The organism is Nocardia grenadensis (genome assembly GCF_050942415.1).
GTDB classification, from domain to species: Bacteria; Actinomycetota; Actinomycetes; order Mycobacteriales; family Mycobacteriaceae; genus Nocardia; species Nocardia grenadensis.
Genome location: NZ_CP192054.1, coordinates 1667249 through 1691728, shown reverse-complemented (window position 1 = coordinate 1691728; position 24480 = coordinate 1667249). Strand labels below are relative to the sequence as shown.

The 24480-nt window shown below is 68.6% G+C and carries 25 protein-coding genes and 1 other RNA gene; 13 read left to right on the top strand and 13 right to left on the bottom strand.

The window, feature by feature from the left end:
• Positions 1-459: 459 nt before the first annotated feature.
• Positions 460-1896, bottom strand: coding sequence for a type I glutamate--ammonia ligase (glnA, locus tag ACQPYS_RS07615; protein ID WP_063036821.1), 1437 nt, complete (start codon positions 1894-1896; stop codon positions 460-462).
• A 456-nt stretch (positions 1897-2352) separates the two neighbouring features.
• Here glnA (ACQPYS_RS07615) and ACQPYS_RS07610 point away from each other — a divergent pair, with 456 nt between their 5' ends.
• A complete protein-coding gene (locus ACQPYS_RS07610; RefSeq protein WP_433492114.1) occupies positions 2353-2805 on the top strand; it encodes an RDD family protein in 453 nt (150 codons plus the stop codon).
• Positions 2806-2858: 53 nt separating this feature from the next.
• On the opposite strand, the gene ACQPYS_RS07605 is transcribed toward ACQPYS_RS07610, so the two are convergent.
• Positions 2859-3596 (bottom strand): DUF4191 domain-containing protein, encoded by a 738-nt coding sequence (locus tag ACQPYS_RS07605; protein ID WP_063036825.1) that lies wholly within the window; start codon positions 3594-3596, stop codon positions 2859-2861.
• 137 nt (positions 3597-3733) lie between these two features.
• On the opposite strand from ACQPYS_RS07605, the gene ACQPYS_RS07600 reads away from it, so the two are divergent.
• The 3 genes from ACQPYS_RS07600 (at position 3734) to ACQPYS_RS07590 (ending at position 6424) form a co-directional block, all read left to right on the top strand.
• Positions 3734-5137, top strand: coding sequence for a M20/M25/M40 family metallo-hydrolase (locus tag ACQPYS_RS07600; protein ID WP_433492113.1), 1404 nt, complete (start codon positions 3734-3736; stop codon positions 5135-5137).
• A gap of 185 nt (positions 5138-5322) precedes the next feature.
• On the top strand, positions 5323-6183 hold the full coding sequence (locus tag ACQPYS_RS07595) for a lysophospholipase (RefSeq protein ID WP_431938564.1): 861 nt from the start codon (positions 5323-5325) through the stop codon (positions 6181-6183).
• A gap of 34 nt (positions 6184-6217) precedes the next feature.
• The gene (locus ACQPYS_RS07590) at positions 6218-6424 is read left to right on the top strand and encodes a hypothetical protein (protein WP_157107261.1); all 207 of its coding nucleotides are present in this window, start codon (positions 6218-6220) and stop codon (positions 6422-6424) included.
• Here ACQPYS_RS07590 and ACQPYS_RS07585 read toward each other — a convergent pair.
• The 3 genes from ACQPYS_RS07585 to ACQPYS_RS07575 form a co-directional block, all read right to left on the bottom strand.
• Positions 6367-9378, bottom strand: coding sequence for a bifunctional [glutamine synthetase] adenylyltransferase/[glutamine synthetase]-adenylyl-L-tyrosine phosphorylase (locus ACQPYS_RS07585; protein ID WP_433492112.1), 3012 nt, complete (start codon positions 9376-9378; stop codon positions 6367-6369). The two genes, ACQPYS_RS07590 and ACQPYS_RS07585, sit on opposite strands and share 58 nt — an antisense overlap.
• Before the next feature lie 240 nt (positions 9379-9618).
• The gene (glnA, locus tag ACQPYS_RS07580; RefSeq protein ID WP_063036833.1) at positions 9619-10956 is read right to left on the bottom strand and encodes a type I glutamate--ammonia ligase; all 1338 of its coding nucleotides are present in this window, start codon (positions 10954-10956) and stop codon (positions 9619-9621) included.
• A 64-nt stretch (positions 10957-11020) separates the two neighbouring features.
• Positions 11021-12574 (bottom strand): alpha/beta hydrolase, encoded by a 1554-nt coding sequence (locus ACQPYS_RS07575; RefSeq protein WP_433492111.1) that lies wholly within the window; start codon positions 12572-12574, stop codon positions 11021-11023.
• Positions 12575-12721: 147 nt separating this feature from the next.
• Here ACQPYS_RS07575 and panB point away from each other — a divergent pair, with 147 nt between their 5' ends.
• The 4 genes from panB to ACQPYS_RS07555 all read left to right on the top strand — a co-directional run bounded on the left by panB (position 12722) and on the right by ACQPYS_RS07555 (position 15977).
• Positions 12722-13594, top strand: coding sequence for a 3-methyl-2-oxobutanoate hydroxymethyltransferase (panB, locus tag ACQPYS_RS07570; protein WP_063036929.1), 873 nt, complete (start codon positions 12722-12724; stop codon positions 13592-13594).
• Positions 13595-13733: 139 nt separating this feature from the next.
• Positions 13734-14132, top strand: a complete 399-nt coding sequence (locus ACQPYS_RS07565) for a hypothetical protein (protein ID WP_265806733.1) — start codon at positions 13734-13736, stop codon at positions 14130-14132.
• Complete coding sequence (pip, locus tag ACQPYS_RS07560) at positions 14132-15103, top strand: prolyl aminopeptidase (RefSeq protein WP_433492110.1); 972 nt, start codon at positions 14132-14134, stop codon at positions 15101-15103. The genes ACQPYS_RS07565 and pip overlap by 1 nt, the downstream gene beginning before the upstream one ends.
• Positions 15096-15977, top strand: coding sequence for a CHAD domain-containing protein (locus ACQPYS_RS07555; RefSeq protein WP_433492109.1), 882 nt, complete (start codon positions 15096-15098; stop codon positions 15975-15977). Before pip ends, ACQPYS_RS07555 begins: the two co-directional genes overlap by 8 nt.
• A gap of 164 nt (positions 15978-16141) precedes the next feature.
• On the opposite strand, the gene ACQPYS_RS07550 is transcribed toward ACQPYS_RS07555, so the two are convergent.
• Positions 16142-16438 carry a hypothetical protein gene (locus ACQPYS_RS07550; protein ID WP_245664590.1) on the bottom strand — a complete coding sequence of 99 codons (297 nt, stop codon included), beginning with the start codon at positions 16436-16438 and terminating at the stop codon, positions 16142-16144.
• A gap of 421 nt (positions 16439-16859) precedes the next feature.
• Between ACQPYS_RS07550 and ACQPYS_RS07545 the strand changes: the two genes are divergently transcribed.
• Positions 16860-17249, top strand: a complete 390-nt coding sequence (locus tag ACQPYS_RS07545; protein WP_433492108.1) for a hypothetical protein — start codon at positions 16860-16862, stop codon at positions 17247-17249.
• A 115-nt stretch (positions 17250-17364) separates the two neighbouring features.
• On the opposite strand, the gene ACQPYS_RS07540 is transcribed toward ACQPYS_RS07545, so the two are convergent.
• From ACQPYS_RS07540 to rnpB, 3 genes are all read right to left on the bottom strand, one after another.
• Positions 17365-18195, bottom strand: a complete 831-nt coding sequence (locus ACQPYS_RS07540; protein WP_433492107.1) for an SDR family oxidoreductase — start codon at positions 18193-18195, stop codon at positions 17365-17367.
• 57 nt (positions 18196-18252) lie between these two features.
• Positions 18253-18690 (bottom strand): hypothetical protein, encoded by a 438-nt coding sequence (locus tag ACQPYS_RS07535; protein WP_431938570.1) that lies wholly within the window; start codon positions 18688-18690, stop codon positions 18253-18255.
• Between the two features lie 259 nt (positions 18691-18949).
• Positions 18950-19365, bottom strand: an RNA gene (gene rnpB / locus ACQPYS_RS07530) — RNase P RNA component class A.
• Positions 19366-19475: 110 nt separating this feature from the next.
• On the opposite strand from rnpB, the gene ACQPYS_RS07525 reads away from it, so the two are divergent.
• Complete coding sequence (locus tag ACQPYS_RS07525; RefSeq protein WP_433492106.1) at positions 19476-20363, top strand: alpha/beta hydrolase; 888 nt, start codon at positions 19476-19478, stop codon at positions 20361-20363.
• 87 nt (positions 20364-20450) lie between these two features.
• On the opposite strand, the gene ACQPYS_RS07520 is transcribed toward ACQPYS_RS07525, so the two are convergent.
• Entirely contained in the window at positions 20451-20894 is a 444-nt protein-coding gene (locus ACQPYS_RS07520; protein WP_433492105.1) for a DUF4870 domain-containing protein, read from the bottom strand.
• A gap of 398 nt (positions 20895-21292) precedes the next feature.
• On the opposite strand from ACQPYS_RS07520, the gene fabG reads away from it, so the two are divergent.
• The gene (gene fabG, locus ACQPYS_RS07515) at positions 21293-22045 is read left to right on the top strand and encodes a 3-oxoacyl-ACP reductase FabG (RefSeq protein WP_433492104.1); all 753 of its coding nucleotides are present in this window, start codon (positions 21293-21295) and stop codon (positions 22043-22045) included.
• 231 nt (positions 22046-22276) lie between these two features.
• Here the strand turns inward: fabG and ACQPYS_RS07510 are convergent, their stop codons facing one another.
• The 3 genes from ACQPYS_RS07510 to ACQPYS_RS07500 all read right to left on the bottom strand — a co-directional run bounded on the left by ACQPYS_RS07510 (position 22277) and on the right by ACQPYS_RS07500 (position 23381).
• Positions 22277-22540: a hypothetical protein gene (locus ACQPYS_RS07510; protein WP_433492103.1), complete on the bottom strand. Its 264-nt coding sequence runs from the start codon at positions 22538-22540 to the stop codon at positions 22277-22279.
• A gap of 86 nt (positions 22541-22626) precedes the next feature.
• The gene (locus ACQPYS_RS07505; protein ID WP_431938574.1) at positions 22627-22908 is read right to left on the bottom strand and encodes a hypothetical protein; all 282 of its coding nucleotides are present in this window, start codon (positions 22906-22908) and stop codon (positions 22627-22629) included.
• The gene (locus ACQPYS_RS07500) at positions 22905-23381 is read right to left on the bottom strand and encodes a hypothetical protein (protein WP_433492102.1); all 477 of its coding nucleotides are present in this window, start codon (positions 23379-23381) and stop codon (positions 22905-22907) included. The genes ACQPYS_RS07505 and ACQPYS_RS07500 overlap by 4 nt, the downstream gene beginning before the upstream one ends.
• A 159-nt stretch (positions 23382-23540) precedes the next feature.
• On the opposite strand from ACQPYS_RS07500, the gene ACQPYS_RS07495 reads away from it, so the two are divergent.
• Together ACQPYS_RS07495 and ACQPYS_RS07490 are read left to right on the top strand one after the other, a co-directional pair.
• Entirely contained in the window at positions 23541-24023 is a 483-nt protein-coding gene (locus ACQPYS_RS07495; protein WP_433492101.1) for an N-acetyltransferase family protein, read from the top strand.
• A 56-nt stretch (positions 24024-24079) separates the two neighbouring features.
• On the top strand, positions 24080-24478 hold the full coding sequence (locus ACQPYS_RS07490; protein ID WP_063036934.1) for a TOBE domain-containing protein: 399 nt from the start codon (positions 24080-24082) through the stop codon (positions 24476-24478).
• Positions 24479-24480: the final 2 nt, after the last annotated feature.

Below are 24480 nucleotides of genomic sequence, written 5' to 3'. Positions count from 1 at the left end.
CTTACGATCTCGCTTATCCCCACGGGCCGGTCTGACCGCCCGGACTCCACGAATCTGGTCGTCGACGTCGCCGCACGCCACGCGGGCGCACCGAACGCGCGCTCATTGCTGCATTTTCGCCGGGTTCCGTCGCCCGATCGTTTGCTACGTGCCAGCCCCGGCGGCCAGATAGTTCCCCGGTAAGTGGCCGTGAGCTACGCGCTGCACGGGCGCCTCTCGCAGATCCTCGGCGACGCAGTGCTCGACGGCATTCTCGGCCGCAATCCGTGCTCAAAGCGGACCACTCCTCCGATGGGCAAGCAGAAGGTCGATACCTACGGCCATCTCTGGCCCGACACAGACGAGTCCACCCGCCGAGTGATCGCGTCTGGGATCACTGAGCGGGTGGACTCGAAACCTTCTACTGCGTACCCACTGCGTACCGCAGGCCGGAATCAGGGGTAAAACCGCAGGTCAGGCTTACACGTCGAAGTAGAGCTCGAACTCGTACGGGTGCGGCCGCAGGTTCACCGGGGCGATTTCCTGCTCACGCTTGATGCTGATCCAGGTCTCGATCAGGTCCTCGGTGAAGACATTGCCTTCGGTGAGGTACTCGTGATCGGCCTCGAGGCGATCGACGACCGAGGCGAGGCTGGTGGGGGCCTGCGGGATGTTCTTGGCCTCCTCCGGAGGGAGCTCGTAGAGGTCCTTGTCGACGGGGGCCAGCGGCTCGATCTTCTTCTTGATGCCGTCCAGGCCGGCCATCAGCATGGCGGCGAAGGCCAGGTACGGGTTGCCCGAGGAGTCCGGCGCGCGGAACTCGATGCGCTTGGCCTTCGGGTTGTTCCCGGTGACCGGGATGCGGACCGCGGCGGAACGGTTGCGCTGCGAGTACACCAGGTTGATCGGGGCCTCGTAGCCGGGGACCAGGCGGTGGTAGGAGTTCACGGTGGGGTTGGTGAACGCCAGCAGCGACGGGGCGTGGTGCAGGATGCCGCCGATGTAGTGGCGGGCCAGGTCGGACAGGCCACCGTAGCCGGCCTCGTCGTGGAACAGCGGCTTGCCGTCCTTCCACAGCGACTGGTGGGCATGCATGCCCGAACCGTTGTCACCGAAGAGCGGCTTGGGCATGAAAGTGACGGTCTTGCCCTCGGCCCAGGCGGTGTTCTTGACAATGTACTTGAACAGCTGCAGATCGTCGGCCGCGGCCAGCAGGGTGTTGAACTTGTAGTTGATCTCGGCCTGGCCGGCGGTGCCGACCTCATGGTGGCCGCGCTCCAGCTCGAAACCGGCGTTCTGCAGGTTGGTGGAGATCTTGTCGCGCAGGTCGACGTAGTGGTCGTAGGGGGCGACCGGGAAGTACCCGCCCTTGTTACGGACCTTGTAGCCGCGGTTGGGGCTGCCGTCGGGGTTGGTGGCCGCACCGGTGTTCCACGAGCCGGAGATGGACTCGACCTGGTAGAAGGCACCGTTCATCTGCGAGTCGTAGCGCACCGAGTCGAAGATGTAGAACTCGGCCTCGGCGCCGAAGAAGGCGGTATCGGCGATACCGGTCGAGCGCAGGTACTCCTCCGCCTTGCGGGCGATATTGCGCGGGTCGCGCGAGTACGCCTCACGGGTGAAGGGGTCGTGTACGAAGAAGTTCATATTGAGCGTCTTCGCCGCACGGAACGGGTCGAGCTGCGCGGTGCTGAAGTCGGGCAGCAGCAGCATGTCGGACTCGTCGATGGACTGGAAACCGCGTACCGAAGAACCGTCGAAGGCGAGGCCTTCCTCGGCGAGGTCGGCGGTGAAGGCCTTCGCCGGGATGGAGAAGTGCTGCTGCACACCGGGCAGATCGCTGAAGCGGATATCGACATATTCGACCTCCGAGTCCGCGATGTACTTGATGACCTCGTCGGCCGTGCTGAACGTCACTTGGTTCTCCTTACGGATAGATTCCCAGCCAGTATCGAGTGCGGGGCGTCGCGACCCGACGCTATGGACAGGGTGTTTCCCGCCAGTCAAGAGTGTGTTTCGCCAGTGTTACACGTCGGGTCGACGGCGTGTCCTCGGCCACGCCACGAACTGCGGGTTCGGTTCGGGGACCTCGGTCCGGACCGGTTCGGGGCTGCCTTTTATGCCCGGAATCCAGCGGGAATCCCACGTTACGGAGGCCGCCCGTCGGTCGGGCGCCGGACATACCGCCGAATGCGCGGTCGAGGCGCAGCCTGTCCACAATCCGCGCCCGGCGAATGGATGCACGGGTATACGAACAGCGCACGACCGGAGCGAACGCGGAGGGGTCCGACAGCGCACGGCCGGATGCGCGGGCCGGGGTACGCGGGAGCGCAGGCCGGAGCGCAGGTGGAGGTTACGCCTATTCTGGGGTGCATGGCACGTATCACCGGTTCCTGGCTCTCCGGACCCCCCGTCGCCCCCGGTACCGGCAGCGACGATTTCGCCGGGGCCGGTCTGGGCCTGCCCAGGGAGGGCGCCGGGTCGCTGCCGGGGATGTTCCGCCGTGTGGTCGCGATGCTGGTGGACTGGCTCATCGCGGTCGGTATCTCGGCGCTGATCGCGCAGGGCATGCCGGCCTCGTCGGTGAACCTGGGGCTCTGGTTCGTGATCGGGGTGGCGGCGGTGACGCTGTTCGGGTTCACGCCCGGGCAATATTTCCTGCGCATCCGGGTGGCCCGCGTCGATGCCGAGGCGCCGGTCGGGTTCCTGCGGGCGCTCGGCCGCCAAGTGTTGCTGGTGTTCGTGATCCCCGCGCTGTTCACCGACGCGGACGGACGTGGCATGCACGACCGGGCGACCGGCACCGCGGTGGTGCGTTCTCGCTGACCGATCACCACAGGCGGCGGCAGGTCGCGCTCGCGCGGCGCCGAGCCACCGGGTCAGCGGCGGCGGATGGTGCGCTGCATACCCCGCATCTTGGCGTTGGTCGGCATCGGCCCCTTGGGCATGGCCGGCCCCCCGCTGCGCGAGCTCAGCGCACTGAGCCGGCCCTCGATCTGGTCCATCCGCTTGGTGTCGATATTGCGCGGGAGTTTGGTCAGGTAACGCTGGAGTTCCTTCAGCGGGACCTGCCCCTCCTCGTTGCCGACCACCACGTCGTAGATCGGGGTGTCGCCGATGAGCCGGGCGGTGCGCTTCTTCTCCTGGGCCAGCAGTGACCGCAGCCGTTGCGGCGACCCTTCGGCCACGAAGATCACCCCGGGCAGGCCGATCACCCGGTGCACGGCGTCGAGCTGGGTGGTGGCGGCGATACCGTTGCTGACCCGCCATTTGCCCTGCAGGTTGTCCAGCACCCACGCGGCGGCACCGGCTTGGCCCTCCGCTTTCCCGTAGACGGATTTCTGCACACGGCGACCGAAGATGATGAAGGCGAACAACAGACCGAGCAGCAGGCCCAAGGGCAGCAGGAACCACTGCGCACCGAAGAGGAAGCCGATACCGAACAGCACCAGTGCGGTGACGACCACCGCACCGATCATCAGCGGCAGCAGCAGCTTGTCCTCTTTGCGCTGCATCTGGAACGCCTGCCAGATCTGCTGACGACGTTCCTTCGACTGTGCTTTGCGCGCCGCTTTCGCCGCGGCCTTCGCCTCTTTGTCGGGCTTGCCTGCTGCCATGGCTCCCAGAATAATGCCCGGCCCGCGACGCTCCGGCCACGGGACGGGCTCCGACCACGGGCGGCGGTGCCCGCGGACCGGCACCGCCCCGGCGGACAGCCCGGGCAGGGGGTTGTGTGGGCGAGGAGAATGCAGGGATGTCCACCGAACTGGAGGCCGATCCGGCGGCCGGCACCCCGGTCGACGACGCGACGGCGGAGCGGCTGGCCGTGGCGCTGCGGTGCGTCACGGTGTCCCGGGAAGAGCCCGAGCCGGGCGGCGACGGGTCCGGTACGGCGGCCGATGCGGAGTTCCGGCGCCTCGCCGAGCACCTGGAGCAGTCGTTCCCCCGGGTGCATGCCGAACTGGAACTCAAGCGCTTCGGGCACAGCCGGCTCTACACCTGGCGGGGTGTGGATCCCTCCCGGACGTCCGCCATCCTGCTCGCGCACCAGGACGTGGTGCCCGCGGACGATCCGGCCCCATGGACCCATCCCCCGTTCGCGGGCGTGGTGGACGAGGAGTTCATCTGGGGTCGCGGCGCGATCGACGACAAGAGCCGGGTGCTGGCCATCCTGGAGGCGGCCGAATCCGCCCTCGCCGCCGGGGTGCGACCCCGGCACACCGTTCACCTGGCGTTCGGCCACGACGAAGAGGTCTTCGGCGACCGCGGCGCCGTCCGGATGGCCGCCCGGCTGCGGGAGCTGGGCGTCCACGCCGACCTGCTGCTCGATGAGGGCGGGGTGGTCACCGAGGGCATCGTGAACGACGTGACCGGTCCGGTGGCCACGATCATGGTCGGGGAGAAGGGCTACGCCACCGTCCGGTTGTCGGTATCGGAGAAGGGCGGGCATTCGTCCATGCCCGGCCGGCGGACCGCGGTCGGACGGCTGGCCCGCGCCGTGAGCCGGATCCAGGACGATCCGATGCCGCTCCGGGTGACGCCCGTGGTCACCGATATGCTCGCCCGCCTGCGCCCACATCTGCCCACGACCAAACGCCGGCTGCTCGGGTTCGCGGCGCTGGCGGCGCCGGTGATCACCCGGATCATGGCCGGGACCCCGCAGACCGAGGCGCTGGTGCGGACGACCACGGCGCCGACGGTGATCCGCGGCGGCGTGCAGGCGAATGTGCTGCCGCAGCAGGCCGAGGCACTGATCAACTTCCGGATCCTGCCCGGCGACACCGTCGCTTCGGTACTCGCGCACTGCCGCCGGACGGTCCGCGACCCGCAGGTGCGGATCGAATTGGTGGGGATGGCGTCCGAGCCCTCCCCCGCGACCGGCCCCGGCCCGCGGTTCGACCTGATCGCGCGCCTCACCGAACAGGTGGTGCCCGGCGCCGCGGTGACCACCGGTCTGGTTCCCGGCGCCACCGACTCCCGCCACTACGACGATCTCGCCGCCACGCGCTGCAATTTCGCCCCGATCCGGCTGACGGCCGCGGATCTGGAACGGATCCACGGAAACGACGAGCGGCTGTCGCGGGTGAACTACGCTCGGCTCATCGACTTCAACCGGCGGCTGCTCACCGCACTCGCCGAGCCGGAACAGGCCGGCTGAGGAGATACCTCCACAGCTGCCGCGACCATACGGACCAGCTCCGAAGGAGATGCGATGAAGTTGTGCCCTCACCACGGCTTCCGCCGACCGGGGGGCGCCGGCCGTGAAGGAGTTCCGATGAGGTGGTGCCTGCGCCTTCACCGTGGCCGCCGCGCACCACATGTACAGCGTCGAGGGAGGATCCGGTGACCAGCGACCAGGACATACGAATGACGCGCGGGGAGTTCGAGCACGCCGGGCACCGGCTGAGCCGGCGTTCCTGGGCACCCGCGACGCCGGCGCGCGGGGTGATCGTCCTCGTCCACGGAGTGGCCGAGCATTCTGGTCGCTACGAGTACGTCGCGCGGACCCTGGCGACCGCCGGTTTCGCGGTGTACGCGTTCGACCATGTGGGACACGGGGAATCCGCCGCCGCGGGCACGCGGGCCAATATCGGGTCGGTCGGCAATGCCGCCGATAATGTGGCGGCTCTGCTCGAGCTGGCGCGCGCGCAACACCCCGGCGTGCCGGCATTCGTGATCGGCCATTCCATGGGTGCCCTGATCACCCTGTACCTGGCGACCAGGGCGCCGCTGGACGCGGCCGGGGTGGTGGTCTCGGCACCGCCTTTGATCATCGACGCCGGAAATCCGGTGCAGCGGCTGCTCGCCCCGGTGCTCACCCGGCTGGCACCGAACCTGGGTGTGCTGAAACTCGATTCGTCGCAGATCAGCCGGGACCCGACGGTCGTCGCGGCCTACGACAACGACGCGCTGGTGTTCCGCGGGAAGCTGCCCGCCCGCACGGCGACCGAGATCCTCACGGCGGCCGGCGCCGTGCTCGACCGGCTACCGGAGTTACGGGTTCCGACGCTCGCGCTGCACGGCACCCGCGACGCCATCGCCGCCCCGGCGAGTACGGACCGGATCGAACAGCGCGCGGGCACCACCGATCTCACCGTCCGCCGCTACGACGGGCTCTACCACGAGATCTTCAACGAACCCGAGCGCGATCAGGTACTCGCCGATGTGGTGGCGTGGCTCGATGCGCGGGTCACCGCAGAGTAGTGCCTGCGGTCAGGCGCGAAGTGGAACCTGTTCATTGCCGCGTTCCTGGTGCTGGTCGGCGCTCGGCATCGAACGGGACACCCCGGTGACGGTCACCGCGGCGGGCGGCTATCGCCCGGCCGATCTGGAGGACCGCCGAGCGCTGGAGGATCTGGTCACCCGGTTCCGGGCACTGACCTCCGGTCAGACACCGAAGACCCGTTCCACCACAGCCCTGGCCCGGCGGGTGATCCGCAGATAGTTGTCGAGGAACTCGCCACCGTCGTCGGTGGGCCAGCCCGCCACCCGGGCCACCGCCGACAGCGTGGTGCCCGGGCCGGGCAACTGGTCGGAGGGTTTACCGCGTACCAGGACCAGCGCGTTGCGGGCCGCAGTCGCGGTGAGCCAGGACTGACGCAGCAGGTCGGTGTCCACCGGGCTCAGCAGTTCCTCCTGTTCGATCACATCGAGCGATTCCAGCGTCGATGTGTTGTGCAGGGCCGGGATCTCGTGCGCGTGCCGCAATTGCAGCAGTTGCACCGTCCATTCGATATCGGCGAGACCACCGCGACCCAGTTTGGTGTGGGTGGCGGGGTCGGCGCCGCGGGGCAGCCGTTCGGAATCGACCCGGGCCTTGATACGGCGGATCTCGCGGACCGCGTCGGCGGAGACGCCGCCCGCCGGATAGCGCACCGCGTCGATCGTGTGCAGGAAGCGCAGACCCAGCTGCTGATCACCGGCCACCTGGTGGGCGCGCAGCAGCGCCTGCACCTCCCACGGCTGCGCCCACTGGCGGTAGTAGGCGTCGTAGGCGGCCAGGGTGCGCACGAGGGCGCCGCTGCGGCCCTCCGGCCGCAGGCCCGCGTCGACCTGCAGCGGCGGGTCGGTGCTGGGGGCGCCGAGCAGTTTCTGCACCTGCTCGGCGATACCGTTGGCCCATTTCACGGCGACATGCTCGTCCTCGCCGGGCCGCGGATCGCAGACGAACAGCACATCGGCGTCGGAGCCGTAACCGAGTTCCCGGCCGCCCAGCCGGCCCATGCCGATCACCGCGAAATCGGCGGGTGCGGGCGCGCCACGGTCGGCGACGCTGGCCCGGATCACCGCGCGCAACGACGCCTCGAGCACCGCGACCCACACCGCGGACAGCGCGGCACAGACCTGCGGCACGTCCAGTAGGCCCAGCAGATCCGCGGACGCCACCCGGGCGAGTTCGTGCCGGCGCAGGGAGCGGGCGGTGGCCACGGCCCGTTTGGGGTCGGTGTAGCGGTCGGCGGCGGTGAGGATGCCGCCTGCCACCTCGACCGGCTGGGTGCGCAGCAGTAGCGGTCCGTGCGGGCCGTCGGCGTACATGCGGATGGTTTCGGGGGCATTGATCAGCAGATCCGGAAGATACGCCGAGGAGCCCAGCACCATCATCAGCCGCTGCCCGACCGCCCCCTCGTCGCGTAGGACCCGCAGATACCAGTCCTGATCCACCAGCCCTTCCGACACGCGCCGGTAGGCGAGCAGCCCGGCGTCGGGGTCGGGGGTCTCGCCGAGCCACTCGAGCAGGGTCGGCAGCAGCACCGCCTGGATCCGGCCCTTGCGCGAGACACCGCTGGTCAGTGCACGCAAATGGCTGAGCGCGTGCTCGGGCGAACCGTATCCGAGCGCGGCGAGCTGCCGGACGGCGGCGTCCGGGCTCAGGCGCAGCGCGTCGGAATCCAGCCGGGCCACCGATTCCAGCAGCGGCCGGTAGAAGAGTTTGGTGTGCAGCCGGCGGATCCGGCCCGTCTGCCGGCGCAGCTCGGCCCGCAACACGCCCGCGGCATCGTGTCTGCCGTCGGGGCGGATATGCGCGGCACGGGCCAGCCAGCGCATACCTTCCTCGTCGTCGTCGGCGGGCAACGTATGGGTGCGTTTGAGCCGCTGCAACTGCAGCCGGTGCTCGAGCAGCCGCAGGAATTCGTAGGAGGCCGTGAGGTTCGCGGCGTCCTCGCGGCCCACGTATCCGCGCGCGGCGAGCGCCGCGAGGGCTTCCACGGTGCCCTGGACGTGCAGTTTCGGATCGACCCGGCCGTGCACCAGTTGCAGCAGCTGCACCGCGAACTCCACATCACGCAGGCTGCCGCTGCCGAGTTTGAGTTCGCGCTCGCGCAGCTCGGCGGGCACCAGATCCTCCACCCGGCGGCGCATCGCCTGCACATCCGGGACGAAATCCGGCCGTTCGGAGGCCGTCCACACCAGTGCGTCGGTGGCGGAGCGGTACTGCTCGCCGAGTTCCAGATCGCCGGTCATCGGCCGGGCCTTGAGCAGCGCCTGGAACTCCCAGGTCCGCGCCCAGCGCTGGTAGTAGGCCAGATGGGAATCGAGGGTGCGCACCAGGGCGCCGGCCTTGCCCTCGGGCCGCAGCGCGGCGTCGACCTCGAAGAAGGCCGAGGAACCCACGGTCATCAGTTCGGCGGCCAGCCGGGTGGCGACGGGGTCGGCGGGTTCGGCGACGAAGACGATATCGACATCGCTGACGTAGTTGAGTTCGCACGCGCCGCTCTTGCCCATGGCGATCACGGCCAGCCGCACCGGGCACGGACCATCGCGGCACACCCGGGCCACCGCGACCGCCAGCGCGGCGGTGAGCGCGGCATCGGCGAGCGCGGTGAGCTGGCGCCCCACCAGCTCGTACGGGATCACCGGCTCGTCCTCGACGGTGGCGGCCAGATCCACAGCGGCCAGCAGCATGAGCTGATCGCGGTACCGTTTGCGCAGTGCCGCGACCACTTCCGGTCCGGATTCGGTGGCCCGGTACAGCATCGGCGCGGCATTGGGCCCGGACTCCGGTTCGCCGCCGACGACCGCGAGCAGATCGGCGATCAGCTCATCGCGGCCGGGGAGCTCCTCTCGGCGCAGCAGCACCCAGGCCCCGGGATCGGCCACCAGATGATCGGCCAGCGCGGTGGAGGAACCCAGCATCGCGAACAGCCGGCCGCGCAGCATCGTCTCGGCCCGGATCGCCGAATCCAGTTCGGCCCAGTCGTTCCCGAGCGCCTCGGACAATCTGATCAGCGTGTTCAGCGTGAGGTCGGCGTCCGGTGACCGCGACAGCGACCACAACACCGGAATACTCTCGATATTGTCCCAGCCGAGGGTTTTCAGCGAGTCGGCAGCCGACGGTTCGAGCAATCCGAGGCGGCCGACACCGGGGACGGCGGACCGGGCGGACGGTGGACGGACCATGAGCTCAAGGTACCGACAACAGAGCCCGGAATGTGCCGGACCCCTCGGTCGCCTACGGTCGCCGGCACGCACCGGCGCGGAGTCACGGGGCCGGCCGGTCCGGGTGCCGGAGCGACCGGCCACCGGACCGAGAAACGAGGCCGTGACCGGCAGCGGTGTCGGCGGCATGTTCGCCGCCCGCGACCCGGGTCTCCCGCCCGCCGGGCGACCGCGAGGGCGCCGGGCGGAGACGGGAAGGGATCAGAGCCCGAGGTATTCGCGCAGCTCGAACGGCGTCACCTGGGCGCGGTAATCCGACCACTCCCGGCGCTTGTTGCGCAGGAAGAAGTCGAACACGTGCTCACCGAGCGTTTCGGCGACCAGCTCCGAACGCTCCATCGCATGTAGTGCCTCGTCCAGGGTGCCGGGCAGTTCCTTGAACCCCATGGCACGCCGTTCGGCAGCGGTGAGCGACCAGACGTCGTCCTCGGCCTCCGGCGGCAGCGTGTACCCCTTCTCCACACCGCGCAGGCCCGCCGCGAGCAGGACCGCGAAGCTCAGGTACGGGTTGCAGGCGGAATCGGGGCTGCGGATCTCGACGCGCCGCGACGACGATTTGTTCGGGGTGTACATGGGCACGCGGACCAGCGCCGAACGGTTGGACCGGCCCCACGAGGCCGCGGTCGGCGCCTCGCCGCCGTGGATGAGCCGCTTGTAGGAGTTCACCCACTGGTTGGTGATGGCGCTGATCTCGTGCGCGTGTTCGAGGATGCCCGCGATGAAGGCGCGAGCCGTCGCGGACAGGTTGTCCGGGTCGTCCGGATCGGAGAAGGCGTTCGCCTCACCCTCGAACAGGCTCATATGCGTATGCATGGCCGAGCCCGGGTACTGGGCGAACGGCTTGGGCATGAACGTGGCGCGCACGCCCTCGTCGATGGCCACTTCCTTGATCAGATAGCGGAAGGTCATCACATTGTCGGCCATCGACAGGGCGTCGGCGTAGCGCAGGTCGATCTCCTGCTGGCCGGGCGCGCCCTCGTGATGGCTGAACTCCACCGAGATACCCATGGATTCGAGCGCGTCGATGGCGTGGCGCCGGAAGTTCGGCGCGGAATCGTGGACCGCCTGGTCGAAGAAGCCGCCGTTGTCGGCGGGGACCGGGTCCACCCCGTCGGGCTGGTTCTTCAGCAGGAAGAACTCGATCTCCGGATGCACATAGCAGCTGAATCCGACATCACCGGCCTTGTTGAGCTGACGCCGCAGCACATGACGCGGATCGGCCCACGACGGCGACCCGTCGGGCATGGTGATATCGCAGAACATCCGGGCGGAATGCTGGTGTCCCTTGCTGGAGGACCACGGCAGCACCTGGAAGGTCGACGGATCGGGCCGGGCCACCATATCGGCCTCGGAGATCCGGGCGAACCCTTCGATCGCCGAGCCGTCGAAGCCGATGCCCTCCTCGAAAGCTCCCTCGAGCTCGGCGGGCGCGATGGCGACGGACTTGAGGTAGCCCAGTACGTCGGTGAACCAGAGACGTACGAAGCGGATATCCCGCTCTTCGAGCGTCCGCAGCACGAATTCCTTCTGGCGATCCATGACCGCGAGAGTAGGCACCCGGCGTTAAATCCGTGTTACATGACGCGCTGCGCTGTGTGTCGGATCAACAGCGTAGGCCCTCTGCAGGGGTCTCGAGGTCCACCAGGTAGCTCACGACCGCATCGTCGACGCAGGTGGCGCCGCCGTTGAAGACCACCGTGTGGCTGTCGCCCTCGTGGGTGATCAGTGCCGCACCGAGCTGGTGGGCGAGGTCGACGCCCGCCTGGTACGGCGTGGCCGGATCGCCGGTGGTGGACACCACCACCAGCGGAGGCAGTCCCTCGACGGAGATGTCGTGCGGCCGGCTGGTGTTGGGCACCGGCCACTGGGCGCACAGTTCCAGCGGCGCCGCTCCGGTGCCGCGGCCGTCGTCCAGGAACGGGGCGGCCCGGCGGTATTCGGTGTCCTGCCGGCCGGCGACCGCGCGATCGGTGACCCGCGGGTCGTCCACACAGCGGATCGCGTCGAAGGCGTCGGTGAGATTGCTGTAGGTGCCGTCGTCGCGGCGGCCGTTGTACATATCGGCGAGCTGTAGCAGCGTATCGCCGCGGCCCTGGGCCAACTCGGTGAGCCCGATGGTGAGCACCGGCCAGAAGTCGGCACCGTACAGGGTCTGCTGCACGCCGGTTACCGCATCGTCGTAGCTGAGGCCGCGGGGGTCGGTGGTGGCCGCGGGCGCGTTCCACAGCGGATCCACCAGCGCCCGGAACCGCGGCACGGCCTGCGCCGGATCGGTACCGAGCGGGCAGTCCGGTGACCCGACGCAGTCCGCGACATACGCGTCGAAGGCTTTCTGGAAACCCGCCGCCTGGCGCAGCGATTCGGCGACCGGGTCCTGCGAGGGATCGATGGCGCCGTCGAGGACCATGGCACGGATATTGCCCGGGAACTTCTCGGCGTACGCGCTGCCCAGCCGGGTGCCGTAGGAGTAGCCGAGATAGGTCAGTTTCCGATCGCCCAATACCGCCCGCAGGACATCCATATCCTGGACCACCTCGCGGGTGCCGACATGGGCGAGGAATTCCGTACCGGTGCGCGCCACGCAGCGGTCGGCGTATTCCCGGTTCTCGGTCTCGGCCTCGGCGATCCCCTCCGGCGTATTGGGCTCCGGGAGTTCGGCGCGCTCGGCATCGGCTTCCCGCGGGGTCAGGCAGTCGACCGCGGGTGTGGAGGCGCCGACCCCGCGCGGATCGAACCCCACCCGGTCGAACCGATCGGCCAGCTCGGTCCCGCCGGCGAGCATCACCGTCGACAACCCGGACATACCCGGCCCGCCGGGGTTGATCAGCAGCGAACCGATCCTGTCTCCGGTCGCGCGCATCCGGGACACCGCCAGCTGCGCGGTAGGGCCGTCCGGGTCGCCGTAGTCGACGGGGACCTCGACGCGGGCGCACTGCGCCGCCGGCGGCAGCGCTTCCCCCGGGTCGGTGTAACCGGCGCACGGCTCCCAGGCCGGAGTCTGACTGTAGAAACGACTCAGCTCGGCGGGGACCGGCGCGGGCGGGTCCGGTTGTTGTTCCGGGGCCTCGTCCGCGCATCCCGCGACGAGCACCGTCGCTACCGCCAGCACCGCCAGCACACCCGCCGGCACTCCACACCCGCTCCGCACTGCCGCCATGCTAGCCGGATCCGGCCCGGACCCGGGGATGTGACCAACCGCACCTGGTCGCGGGCTTAATCCGGGCTCGGCCGGGGGTGCACACTGGAGGACGTCAACCAGACCCGGGGACCCGATCAGGGCCTCGAGGAGACGAAAGGGACGATGATGTCCGATTCATCAGGCACGCCCGATTCCACATCGGAAACACCCGCCTACGGTGCCGCCGCGGCGGCGAAACCGGCCCGGCGACCCACCCGCGTCCAACATCTGCAACAGATGAAGGCGACCGGTGAACGCTGGGCGATGCTCACCGCCTACGACTACTCCAGCGCCCGCCTCTTCGACGAGGCCGGCATTCCCGTACTACTGGTCGGCGATTCGGCCGCCAATGTGGTGTACGGGTACGAGACCACCGTACCGATCACCACCGACGAGCTGATCCCGCTGGTCCGCGGTGTGGTGCGCGGCGCCCCGCACGCCCTGGTGGTGGCCGACCTGCCGTTCGGTACCTACGAGGGCTCCCCCGAGCAGGCCCTCGCCACCGCCACCCGGTTCATGAAGGAGGGCGGCGCGCACGCGGTGAAACTGGAGGGCGGGGAACGTGTCGCCGACCAGATCAGGAAGCTCGCCGCCGCCGGGATCCCGGTGATGGCGCATATCGGTTTCACCCCGCAGAGCGTCAATACCCTGGGTGGCTACCGTGTCCAGGGCCGCGGCGAGGGCGCCGAGGGATTGCTCGCCGACGCGATCGCGGTCCAGGCCGCGGGGGCGTTCTCGGTGGTGATGGAAATGGTTCCGGCCGAGGTGGCGGGTCAGGTCACCCGCAAGCTCACCATCCCCACCGTCGGTATCGGCGCCGGTGCCGACTGCGACGCCCAGGTGCTCGTCTGGCAGGACATGGCCGGATTCACCAGCGGGAAGACCGCCAAGTTCGTCAAGCGGTTCGCCGCGGTCGGCGACGAACTGCGCGGGGCGGCCGCCGCCTACGCCGAGGAGGTGCGCCGCGGCACGTTCCCGGGTCCGGAACACAGTTTCTGACTCCGGTCCGGGCTCGTGACGGGTCCCCCTCTCCGGCGCGGGATGGCAAACTCGGTGTCGACGGTTTCGACTCTCGAGTTCTGAGGTACTGATGCGGCGACGCGCTTGGACAACACGGGGTTCCCTCACGGTGGCGGGAGTGTGCGGGGCGATACTGCTCACCGCGTGCGGCGGTGTGCAGACGGGTTCGGAGGACACCTCTCCGGCCGCCTCGTCCGCTTCCGCCACCACCTCGGCGACCACGAGTAGCGCCGCACCCGCCACCCCGCTCGAGGTCTCCGACAAGGCGGCCCAGAACCTGTGCGACATGATGCGTCCCGAGCTGTCCAACTGGCGGGTCCAGGGCCCGACGCTCGGCCGGATCGGGCTCAACGCCATGGTCCACGAATGGGCGCTCACCAACGGTGGGATCAATGCCCAGGTCCTGGCCGACAAGGCCGTGGTGGACCGGGTGACCGTCAAGGCCTGCCCCGATGTGCACGACGAGGCCGTCCAGGCGCTCGAACTCCCCGATCTGGCCTCCGGCCTGGCGTTCTGATGCGCCCGCTGTACCCGCCGATCGAACCCTACGAGCGAGGCATGCTCGAGGTCGGTGACGGCCAGGCGGTGTACTGGGAGACCAGCGGTAACCCGGACGGCAAACCGGCGGTGTTCCTGCACGGCGGTCCGGGCGGCGGCACCACTCCGGACAACCGCCGGTTCTTCGCCCCGGACCGCTACCGGATCGTGCTGCTGGATCAGCGCGGCTGCGGCCACTCGACCCCACATATCGCCGACGGCGCCGACCTCTCGGTCAACACCACCGCGCATCTGATCGCCGATATCGAAGCACTGCGCACCGCACTCGGTATCGAGCGGTGGATGGTCTTCGGTGGTTCGTGGGGTTCGACCCTCGCGCTCGCCTACGCGCAGCGGTATCCGCAGCGGGTCACCGAACTGGTTCTCCGGGGGATCTTCCTGTTGCGCCGCAAGGAAATCGACTGGTATTACAACGGCAGCGCCGGCCACGTCTACCCCGACGAGTGGGCGAAATTCCTGGCCCCGGTTCCGGCGGCCGAACGCGGCGGCGATCTGGTGGAGGCCTACCACCGGTTGTTCGATTCCGCGGATCCAGAGGTCGTCACCACGGCGGCCCTCGCGTGGACCGCCTGGGAGAGCGCCACCAGTACGCTGCGCCCCGACCCCGAGCGGATGGCCGAAACCTCCGATACCCGGTTCGCCCTCGCCTTCGCCCGGATCGAGAACCACTATTTCCGGCACGGCGGCTTCCTCGACGAGGCTCAACTGCTGCGCGATATCGGCGCGATCACCCATATTCCCGCCGTCCTCGTGCAGGGCCGCCACGATATCGTCTGCCCGGCGGTCAGCGCGTGGGATCTGCACCGTGCCTGGCCCGGATCGCGCCTGCACATCGTCGACGACGCCGCGCATTCCGCCACCGAACCGGGTATCACCCACCATCTGATCGAGGCGACCGATACGTTCGCGGCGGTGGTACACCATGGCTGAGGAACCGAGCACGGCGGCCGACGCCCTCACCGATGCCCTGCGTGCCGATATCGAACGCCTGCGCACCGCCGAACCGGAAGTGCGGACCGACGCCGACGATTCGGTCCATCAGATGCGGGTCGCGACCCGCCGGCTGCGCAGTGTGCTGCGCTCCTACAAGAAACTGCTCGACCCGGACGCCGACAACCGGATGCGCACCGAACTCGCGTGGCTGGCCGGATTGCTGGGAGTGGCGCGTGACGCGGAGGTCCGCGCCGAACGTTTCGCCGCGCTGCTCGACCGCTACGCCGATCCCGCGTCGGCCGCGCTCGCCCCCACCCGCGACCGTCTGGTCCGCGCCGAACGCGACCGGTACGCCGCCGCGCACGGCGAGGTTTTGACGGCACTGGACAGCCACCGGTACCGCGATATGCGGCGGGAACTGGAGGAATGGCGCGAAGCGCCGCCACTGCGTGCATCGGTGGACGAGATACCGGCCGCCGAGATGTTCGAGAAGGTACTGCGCAAGGACCGGAAACGAGTGCGGGGCCTGGTGCGGTCCGAGCCGACCGTGGCGCCCGCCGACCGGGTCGAGCTACTGCACGATATCCGCAAGAGCGCCAAACGTTTACGGTATTCCTGCGAGGCCGCCACCGCGGTGCTCGGTGATACCGCCGCGGATCTGGGCAAACGCGCCAAACACCTGCAGACCGTGCTGGGCGATCACCGGGACGCGGTCGAATCGTACGACGCGCTGCGCGCTCGCGCCGCCGAAGCCCGTGCGGTGGGCGAGGATACCGCCCTGTTCGAGACACTCGCCGATGCCGAGGACACCGCGGCCGGCCGCCACCTGGCGAAGTATCCGGTGGCGGCCGCCGCCATCGACACGGCCTGAGCCGCGGACACCGAAAGCGAAGCGGCAGCGAAGCGGCAGCGAAGCGGCAGCGAAGATTCCCCGCTCCCGCGCAGCGGGCCATCGTCGCGGCCCCGGCCGGAAACCAGCCGGGCCGGTACCGGGTCGCCCCGGTACCGGCCCGGCGGTACGGAAATCCGTACCGACTACTGCAATGCCAGCATCGAGCCGCTCAGTTCGTGCAGCGGTCCGAACACCGTGAAAGTCACCCGGCCGTTCGGGTAGGTCGAGGAAACGGCCGCGGCCGCGTCCAGCGCCTGACCGAACGACGGAGCCGACGGATGCGGAATACCCGCCACCATCTGCCCGACATTGTTCTGATCCACCCAGCGGGTATCCGCCGGGCTGAGATCCACCCGCACTCCACCGGGCAGCGGTGTCACCGCGACGGCACCGGCCGAGCCGGCGCCCACGGTAGCGAGAACAGATGCGGCCCCGGCCATCAAAGCTCCGGTTGCCAAGGTACGTGCTACCCGCATATGTGTTGTGACCTGTCTTCCGATAGGTATGAATCGGCTCGTTCCGCGAACTCCAGGGCACCGGGCGAGCCTGCCGACCCCGCATACTTTATGACGGCAATCACCATTTATGCCAGTTGTGCACGAATCCCGCCGGAAAAGTTCGTGCGCGCCGGGCAACTGATACTGTGGCGAACCGTAAGCGTCCGACTACATCCGAGCTGGAGTTTTCTCACGTATGTCCACTCTCATCTATGACTATCTGCTCCCCCTCGTCGGTCCGCAGCAGGCTGCGTCCCTCGCGCAGATGTTCGTGATCGGTCCCTCGGCCTGAGTGGCCGCTGGATGAACGTCGTCCCCCGCCCGGCGGGGGACGGTGTCCATCTCGCGGAGTTACCATCCGGCCGTGTACAGACCTCTGCCCTTGTTCACCGCCCTCCTCGTCGCGGTCCTGCCCGCCGTCGCCGCCTGTGAGAGCACCGGCGCCGATCCGGCCCCGGCGGCAGCCGCGACGACGGCCGCCGCGACTCCCGAATCCGCGCAGATAGACCGGGTCAAGGCCGGTTCCTTCGTTATCGGCTTCCGCGGTGCCTTCCCCGGCCTGGCCGAGGGCCGCGACGATGCGGCGATCACCGGGATCTTCACCGAGACCTGCGCCGAGATCCGGGCCGGCGAACCGGAGGAGGAGGTGGTCGCCGCGGTATCCGACCGGCTCGCGGCGGGCGCCACCGAGGCGACGAACGCCGAAACCCGGGCCGTGTATCAGATGGTCGCCGTCATGTGCCCGAGCGAGTAGCCGAGCGCCGCTCCGCGCCCCGGTGAATTTCGTAGTCGTGCCACGTCGTCGAATTCACCGGAAAAGGACGAGTGGCACGAATCGAGCGGCCCGGGCGAAACGGTGGTTTTTCCGATCATCGCCCGCGGACGTCGTCCTCGCCGAACAATTCGATCGCATATCGCGCGGCCCATTGCGCGAAGGTCGTCGCGGGGCGACCGACTATTTCTTCGACGACCCGGTTCGGCGGCAAGGTGTTGTTCTCCAGCCCGATGAGGACATTTTCGACATACCATTGCGCGTTGTCGCCCATCGCCGGGCGCAGCGCCCGTACGGCCTCCGCGGGGGTGACGCGGAGGAAATCGATCGTGCGGCCCAGCGCGGCGGCGATCTCCCGTACCAGTTCGGCCCGGCTCAGTTTCTCCGGACCGGTCAGCGCGTACGCCCGGCCCCGATGACCGTCCTCGGTCAGCGCGACCGCGGCGACCGCCGCGATATCGTCCATCGCGATCGGCGTACTACCGGCCGCGGGATCGGGTTCGCGCACCACACCGGTCTCCCGGATCTGTTGCGCCCACATACCCGTGTTCTCCATGAAGTCCCCGGGCCACAAATGGGTCCAGCCGACCCCGCTCGCCTCGACCGCCCTCGCGATCGCACCCCACCAGCTGTCCGGTTCACCGGATAGATCGACGATATGGCGCACCCCCGCGATACGGGCCGCTTCGACCACTTCGCCCGCCCCGTCCTGGATCGATGCCAGGTACATCCGGTCCACCCCGTCGAGCGCGGCGGGCAGCGTCTCGGGTCTGCGCAGGTATCCGCGAACCGCTTCGACGCCGGCCGGCAGCGCCGCCCTCGCCGGATCGATGGTGAGCGCGCGGATATCGGTCGCGCCGCGCAGCAGTAGTTGATCGACGACCTTACGGCCGATATTGCCGGTGGCACCGGTGATCAGAATCGCCATACTCATCTCCGTCCTGAACCTGCGCGGATCATCGGCCCGGCATCCGCCCGGACGGGTTCATCGGTGGAACTTCGAGAAATCGCCCTGCCACAGCACACTGCCCGCGGTCACCACCGCCGGATTCAGCTGAGCCTTGCTCACCTTGTACGCATGTTTCACCGTCTGGCGGCTGCCGGGCGGGATCGTTCCCTGCACACCGTCCCCGAACCCCTCCGACGGCGACCTGACGTGCTGGGCCGGTGTGCCGTCGTCGCCGTACACCACGGTGGGCGTCGTCCAGTTCCGGCCGCTCCACGCCTGCCCGGTGCGGTTCTCGATCTGCAGGGTTATCACAGTCACCGAACCCACGTGCGAGTTCACTTCCGCCACCGATACGATGAACGCCGCCAACCCGGACTGACCGACCGCGGTCTCGGCCGGGTCGTACAGCCCGCGCGTTTTCGTCGCGGGAGGCACGCTCGCAGCCGAGGTCTGCTCGCCGGCGACAACGGTCATGGGCGGGCCCTGACCGGTCGGTGCGTCATCGGCGGCGCAGGCCGACAGTGCGCACACGGCGGCCCCGGCTGCAACGGCGGCGAATTGTCTGGCTCTCATCGTGTTCCCCGGGTGACGGCACGGGGCACTCGGCGGCCCCCACTGTGAAACTCAGATCGTACGCCCGGTTCCCATTCCGTCCAGTTCCCCGCCTCCACCATCGAGAACGTCTGCGAGGACCGGCTGGGCACGGGCTACCGGGGGGAGGACAGACGTGGTGCGGACGAGCCGGCCAGTAAGCCGGATCCTGTCCCCGGTTCGCACCGGGGGGCGGCCATCCATCTGGGCACACCGTCGCCGGGTACCTCGAGCGGTCCACCCGCAGGCTCGGGCGAGCAGCCCTCGGACACCTGCGCAACCGCACCGCGAGGTGCGATCTTCGACCTTGCTCCGGGCGGGGTTTACCGAGCCGCCCCGGTCACCCGGGGCGCTGGTGCGCTCTTACCGCACCGTTTCACCCTTACCGCACGGCCCTCGCGGGCCGTGGGCGGTCTGTTTTCTGTGGCACTGTCCCGCGGGTCACCCCGGGTTGCCGTTAGCAACCGCCCTGCTCTGTGGAGTCCGGACTTTCCTCGGCACCGAGCGTGACACCACTGGGGTGTCCGTTCCCGGCGCCGCGACCGCCCGGCCGACTCATCCGCCGCCTCAGGATACTCGGTGGCATTCGGCCGCCTACCCTCAGTCGCCGCACTCCTGCCAAGGCTGGATGACTCGTCCGGGCCGATGACTCGGTACGGTCGGTGATCATGGAGCGTGTCGAGGTCGGCTTCCCGTCGGGAGGTCAGAAATGTGCCGGCTGGTTGTACCTACCGGCCGGCCCACCCAAGCCACGCCCCATCGTCGTGATGGGGCACGGGTTGGGGGCCAACCGGGAAATGGGACTGGATCGGTTCGCACGGCGGTTCGCCGCGGCGGGAATGGGGGTGCTGGCCTTCGACTACCGGCATTTCGGGGACAGCGACGGCGACCCGCGCCAAGTGGTGAATCTCGCCCGCCAGCGGGAGGATTGGATCGCCGCGGTGGCCTATGCCCGGACGCTGCGCGGTTTCGATGCCACCCGTATCGCCCTGTGGGGCACCTCACTGGGCGGCGGGCACGCCCTGGCGGTCGCCCCGGACGACACCTATATCGCTGCGGTGGTGGCCCAGGTCCCGTTCGTCAGCGGATTCTCCTCCGCACTGGCGAAGGGACTGATCGGTTTCGTGAAGGTGGGCTTCCTGGCGGCGTCGGACCTGGTGTTCGGCACGATCTTGCGTAAACCGGTGCAGATCCGGCTGGCCGGGCGGAAACGCGCCGCGGCGATGTTGACGGGTCCGGATGTACCGGCCGGATTCGGCCGGTTGGCCGAGGAGAGCGCGAACTACCGGCCCAAGATCGCCGCCCGCGCGGCCTTCTCGATCCTGTTCGCCCGTCCCGCCCGGCATGTGAAGGAATTGAAGATGCCGGTGCTGTACGCCCTGTGCGACAAAGATTCGATCACCCCGGTGAGACCCGCGCTGCGGGCTGCCGAGAAGACCAAGCACGCCGTAATAGAACGGTATCCCGCAGGTCATTTCGATCTGTACTTCGACGAACTCTTCGAACAGACCGTCTACGACCAGACCGAGTTCCTGACCTCGGTGCTGCGTCCCTGATCGCCGGTACCGGGGTGAACTGCGCCCCTTCGGTACCGCGTGCATGTGCCCGGGCCGGCGCCACGACCGCCGGCCCGGGCACATCTGCTACTTCACCAGCGAGAGATCGAACGGGTACTTGTACTCCCGGCCGTTGTTGGCCGCGATCCCGGCCAGCACCGAGAATACGATGCCCGCGATCCACACGATCGGGAACAACAGCAACCCGATCAGCAGAATCATCAGCACCGCGGACACCACATACGCGATCGCCAGCACGATCTGGAAGTTCAACGCGTCCACCGCGTGCCGGCGCACGAACTCGTCGCGGTCCTTGTACATCGCCCAGACGATAAGCGGGGCGACGAACCCGAGCACGATACCGCCGAAGTGGGCCAGCGCGGCCCAGAGCTTGGCATCGGCCGGCGAGACCGGCGCCTGATTCGGTGCCCCATAGGGCTGCCGGCCGTAGGGCTGCTGGGCGCCGGTCGGGGGCTGGGCGGGATAGGGTTTACCCGTCGTCGGATCGTACGGGGACTGAGGAGTGGTCATCACATTCCAAACTGCCTGGTGAGTGGGGTGTTTCGAGAATAGATGGCCTACTACCCATTTGGGGAGTGCAGAAAACCCACACCTAGGTGAATAAACGGACAGAGCGGCGACCTGCGGCCCGGCGCCGGACCTCACCCGGTGGGTCGTACGGCTGTCATCGGACACGCCCGCTGCGGCTACCCCGCGGATCACCGACCCCGGCGCCCGGCGATACGTCCGGTCCGGCCCGCAGCGCGGCGCAGTACGGTCCGCCGAACACCGGGCATCGCGCCGACCTGCACTGTCCGATACGCACAGCGCCCTCGCGAAGATCTTGTCCCGCCATCCCCTCGATCCGCGGCCCCACACGTTGTTAGATGGCGTAAGAACTATCGCCCACACGAGAGGACTTCGAACTGATGGCCGAGAGGATCGCAATAGTATCCGGCGCCGCCCGCGGAATCGGGGCGGCCATCGCCAAACGGCTGGCGTCCGACGGACTGCAGGTCGGGGTCCTGGACCTCGATGAAGCCGCCTGCGCCGAGACCGTATCGGCGATCGAGAACGCCGGCGGCAAGGCGATCGCGCTCGGCGCCGATGTCAGCAAGGAGGATTCGGTGAACGCCGCGGTGGAGCGGCTAACCGGAGAACTCGGCGCGCCCACCGTCGTGGTCAACAATGCCGGCGTGCTGCGCGACAACCTGCTGTTCAAGATGAGCGTCGACGACTGGGACACCGTGCTGGGGGTGCATCTGCGCGGGGCCTTCCTGCTGACCCGGGCCGCCCAGAAGTACATGGTCGAACAGAAGTGGGGCCGTATCGTCAATATGTCCAGCACCTCGGCGCTGGGCAATCGGGGCCAGGTGAACTACTCGGCCGCGAAGGCCGGTATGCAGGGGTTCACCAAAACCCTCGCCTTCGAACTGGGTAAGTACGGGGTCACCGCCAATGCGATCGCCCCGGGTTTCATCGTCACCGATATGACCGCCGCCACCGCCGCGCGGGTCGGGGTTGATTTCGAGGACTTCCAGAAGGGCGCCGCCGCGCAGATCCCGGTGAACCGGGTCGGCTATCCGGAGGATATCGCCCATACGGCGTCATTCCTGGTGAGCGAGGGCGCGGGTTTCGTTTCGGGGCAGGTCATCTATGTGGCGGGCGGGCCGAAGGACTGACCGCGGTGGCGGGATGGCCGAGCCGTCCCGCCGCTTCGGCACGGTCGCGGGGTAGTGCGTCCGCAGTCGACGGGCCGGTGACTCGGTCGGTCGTCGGGAAGCAGCCCAGATCGCCCTGACGGCGTCGGTGAGCGGCGGCGCACCCGTCGGTCCCCCTGCGTGTAAGGCAACCGGCACCTGCCGCGACACAGAATCCCCTGTACACCGATTTTCGGGACGAACTCGGCGAGATCAGCGATATCGAGCTGGCGGTGCTACCCGGCGGGCGCTGTACGAGCCGCCGTTCAAAACGGTCGCACCGATGAGCCCGAGGATTTTTTTCCTGAGGAAGATGTGGACCGGATCGTCGCAGTGGTCGAAAACATCCGCACGACCGCGCTGGCCGACCGGGCCGAGCAGACAGCGGCGTCTGGGTAGCGGGTAGGCCCGGAATTGGCCGGTTTCGTCTGGCGGCAGGTCATGTACGTCGCGGGCGGGCGAAAGACTGAACTCCACAGTGGCAGTAATGGGCCGGTCATGACGCCGGTGGTGGTGGCGCAGCCGCTCCGAGAGGGCAGCGAGCAGGGCAACACGTCAGCCGGCTACGGCTGGTCCGCCACCACGAGATAGCGGTCCCAGACCTGCGCTTTCCGATAGGGGCCGGCATCGTCGGCGTCGTACTGGGTTTCGTCGAAGGTCACCCAGTAGACCAGTTCGCCGGGCCGGGCACTGGACAGTGTCACCGGTTCCGGGGGCGCGGGATCGTAGTCGACGGTTCCGAAGAATTCCTCCCGCCAGGGGCCGTCCCATCCGGGATCCTTGATCACCTTGACGCGGGTGCCCGCCGCGAGAGCGGGACCGGGCCGGTCGTCTCCCTTGCTCATGTGTTCGGCTCCGTTCGATCCTTGAACTTGAAATCTGCGGCCTCGAAGGTGGTGGGGTTGTAGACGTAGTGGATCTCGATGCCCCGCTCGGTGTCTTCCATGCTCATCTTCACCCATCCCTCGGTAGACGGCCAGCGCGGATCCCGGAGGGTGACACGGGTCAATTCGGTTCCGTATGCCGCATTCTCCCGGGCCATGCTCATGAAGGCGGCCTCTTCCCGGCTGCCGGGGCGGGTCCGCCCGGTGGACTCCACCGGATCGAGTTGCCGATGCCCGATCGGCCGGGGGACCACAAGCCGGGTCCGGCCGTTGACCTGTATCGTGAACGGGCGGTCGACCTTGTCGAGTGCGTCGGCCGCGTTGTACGCCCTACGCCCGGCGCCGCGTGTCAGCTTGAAGCCGAACAAGCCGACCGACCCGAGCGCGGCCTCGAGGCGGTCTCGGGTCAGGACCACCACCTTTTTGGATTGCACCGGCTACGCCACCTCGAGACCCGCCCCCGCGATTGCGATCATTCTAGACCCCAATACCCGGGCGGGCGGCCCGAAGAGCCGATATTCCACGTTGGGACGCACCCTACACACGCGTGGGCATCCCTTGCCGCACAACGGAATTACCCGCACCATCGGAGGATGCGGATACGACGGATCGGCCCCGAGGACTGGCACATCGCTCGCTCGGTCCGATTGGACGCACTGGCCGGATCGGCACCCGGGACCTTCTCCACGGGCCATGCGGACGCACTCACCTGGGACGAACCGCGGTGGCGTGAGTGGACCGCCCGGCGCGACCCGTTCTTCGTGGCCGGACCCGATGCGCGACCGACGGGTTCGGCAGGTGTGATCGTCACCCCGGCCGGTCCCGAACTGGTATCGATGTGGACGACGCCGCGGGCACGCCGGACCGGGGTGTCGGACGGACTGGTCCACGCCGTGATCGAGTGGGCCACCCAGGCCGGTCACCGGAGCCTGCGGTTGTGGGTGCTGGACGGGAACCGGCCGGCCGAACAGCTCTATCTGCGCAACGGGTTCCTCCCCACCGGGGCGCGCAAACCGTGTGCCGCGGACGATCCCCGCCCGGAGAACGAGATGATCCTGCCGCTGCCCCCGGGTTGAGAGGTATACCGCTTTCCCTACCTTTGTTCCGCATATCCGGCTATATACTCCAGATCGTGACGTATCTGCGGATCAAGGAAGCCGCCGGGCTGCTCGGGGTCAGCGATGACACCGTGCGGCGCTGGATCGATCAGGGGCGGCTTCCCGCGGTCCGGCTGGAGAACGGGCGCAAAGGTGTGCGGGGGCGGGATCTGGCCGAATTCGCACGGCAGCACGCCGAAGCGCCCGACCCCGGGGTGACCGTGGCGGCCTCGGCCCGCAATCGGATGCGCGGCATCGTGACCCGGGTGGTCACCGACACCGTGATGGCGCAGGTGGAGATGCAGGCCGGGCCGTTCCGGCTGGTCTCCCTGTTGAGCCGGGAGTCGGTGGACGAACTCGGTATCGAGGTGGGCAGTGTGACGGTCGCGTCGGTCAAGTCGACGCATGTGGTGGTCGAGATACCGGAGAGTTGACG

Excerpts from the sequence above, each read along its gene's own strand:
- panB (WP_063036929.1), top strand. The coding sequence starts at position 12,722 with ATGTCCGATTCATCAGGCACGCCCGATTCCACATCGGAAACACCCGCC.
- pip (WP_433492110.1), top strand. The coding sequence starts at position 14,132 with ATGCGCCCGCTGTACCCGCCGATCGAACCCTACGAGCGAGGCATGCTC.
- ACQPYS_RS07575 (WP_433492111.1), bottom strand. The coding sequence starts at position 12,574 with ATGGCGGCAGTGCGGAGCGGGTGTGGAGTGCCGGCGGGTGTGCTGGCG.
- glnA (WP_063036833.1), bottom strand. The coding sequence starts at position 10,956 with ATGGATCGCCAGAAGGAATTCGTGCTGCGGACGCTCGAAGAGCGGGAT.
- ACQPYS_RS07550 (WP_245664590.1), bottom strand. The coding sequence starts at position 16,438 with ATGGCCGGGGCCGCATCTGTTCTCGCTACCGTGGGCGCCGGCTCGGCC.
- ACQPYS_RS07495 (WP_433492101.1), top strand. The coding sequence starts at position 23,541 with ATGCGGATACGACGGATCGGCCCCGAGGACTGGCACATCGCTCGCTCG.
- ACQPYS_RS07610 (WP_433492114.1), top strand. The coding sequence starts at position 2,353 with ATGGCACGTATCACCGGTTCCTGGCTCTCCGGACCCCCCGTCGCCCCC.
- ACQPYS_RS07505 (WP_431938574.1), bottom strand. The coding sequence starts at position 22,908 with ATGAGCAAGGGAGACGACCGGCCCGGTCCCGCTCTCGCGGCGGGCACC.
- ACQPYS_RS07600 (WP_433492113.1), top strand. The coding sequence starts at position 3,734 with ATGTCCACCGAACTGGAGGCCGATCCGGCGGCCGGCACCCCGGTCGAC.
- ACQPYS_RS07520 (WP_433492105.1), bottom strand. The coding sequence starts at position 20,894 with ATGACCACTCCTCAGTCCCCGTACGATCCGACGACGGGTAAACCCTAT.
- ACQPYS_RS07540 (WP_433492107.1), bottom strand. The coding sequence starts at position 18,195 with ATGGCGATTCTGATCACCGGTGCCACCGGCAATATCGGCCGTAAGGTC.
- fabG (WP_433492104.1), top strand. The coding sequence starts at position 21,293 with ATGGCCGAGAGGATCGCAATAGTATCCGGCGCCGCCCGCGGAATCGGG.
- ACQPYS_RS07605 (WP_063036825.1), bottom strand. The coding sequence starts at position 3,596 with ATGGCAGCAGGCAAGCCCGACAAAGAGGCGAAGGCCGCGGCGAAAGCG.
- ACQPYS_RS07525 (WP_433492106.1), top strand. The coding sequence starts at position 19,476 with ATGGAGCGTGTCGAGGTCGGCTTCCCGTCGGGAGGTCAGAAATGTGCC.
- ACQPYS_RS07535 (WP_431938570.1), bottom strand. The coding sequence starts at position 18,690 with ATGACCGTTGTCGCCGGCGAGCAGACCTCGGCTGCGAGCGTGCCTCCC.
- ACQPYS_RS07555 (WP_433492109.1), top strand. The coding sequence starts at position 15,096 with ATGGCTGAGGAACCGAGCACGGCGGCCGACGCCCTCACCGATGCCCTG.
- ACQPYS_RS07585 (WP_433492112.1), bottom strand. The coding sequence starts at position 9,378 with ATGGTCCGTCCACCGTCCGCCCGGTCCGCCGTCCCCGGTGTCGGCCGC.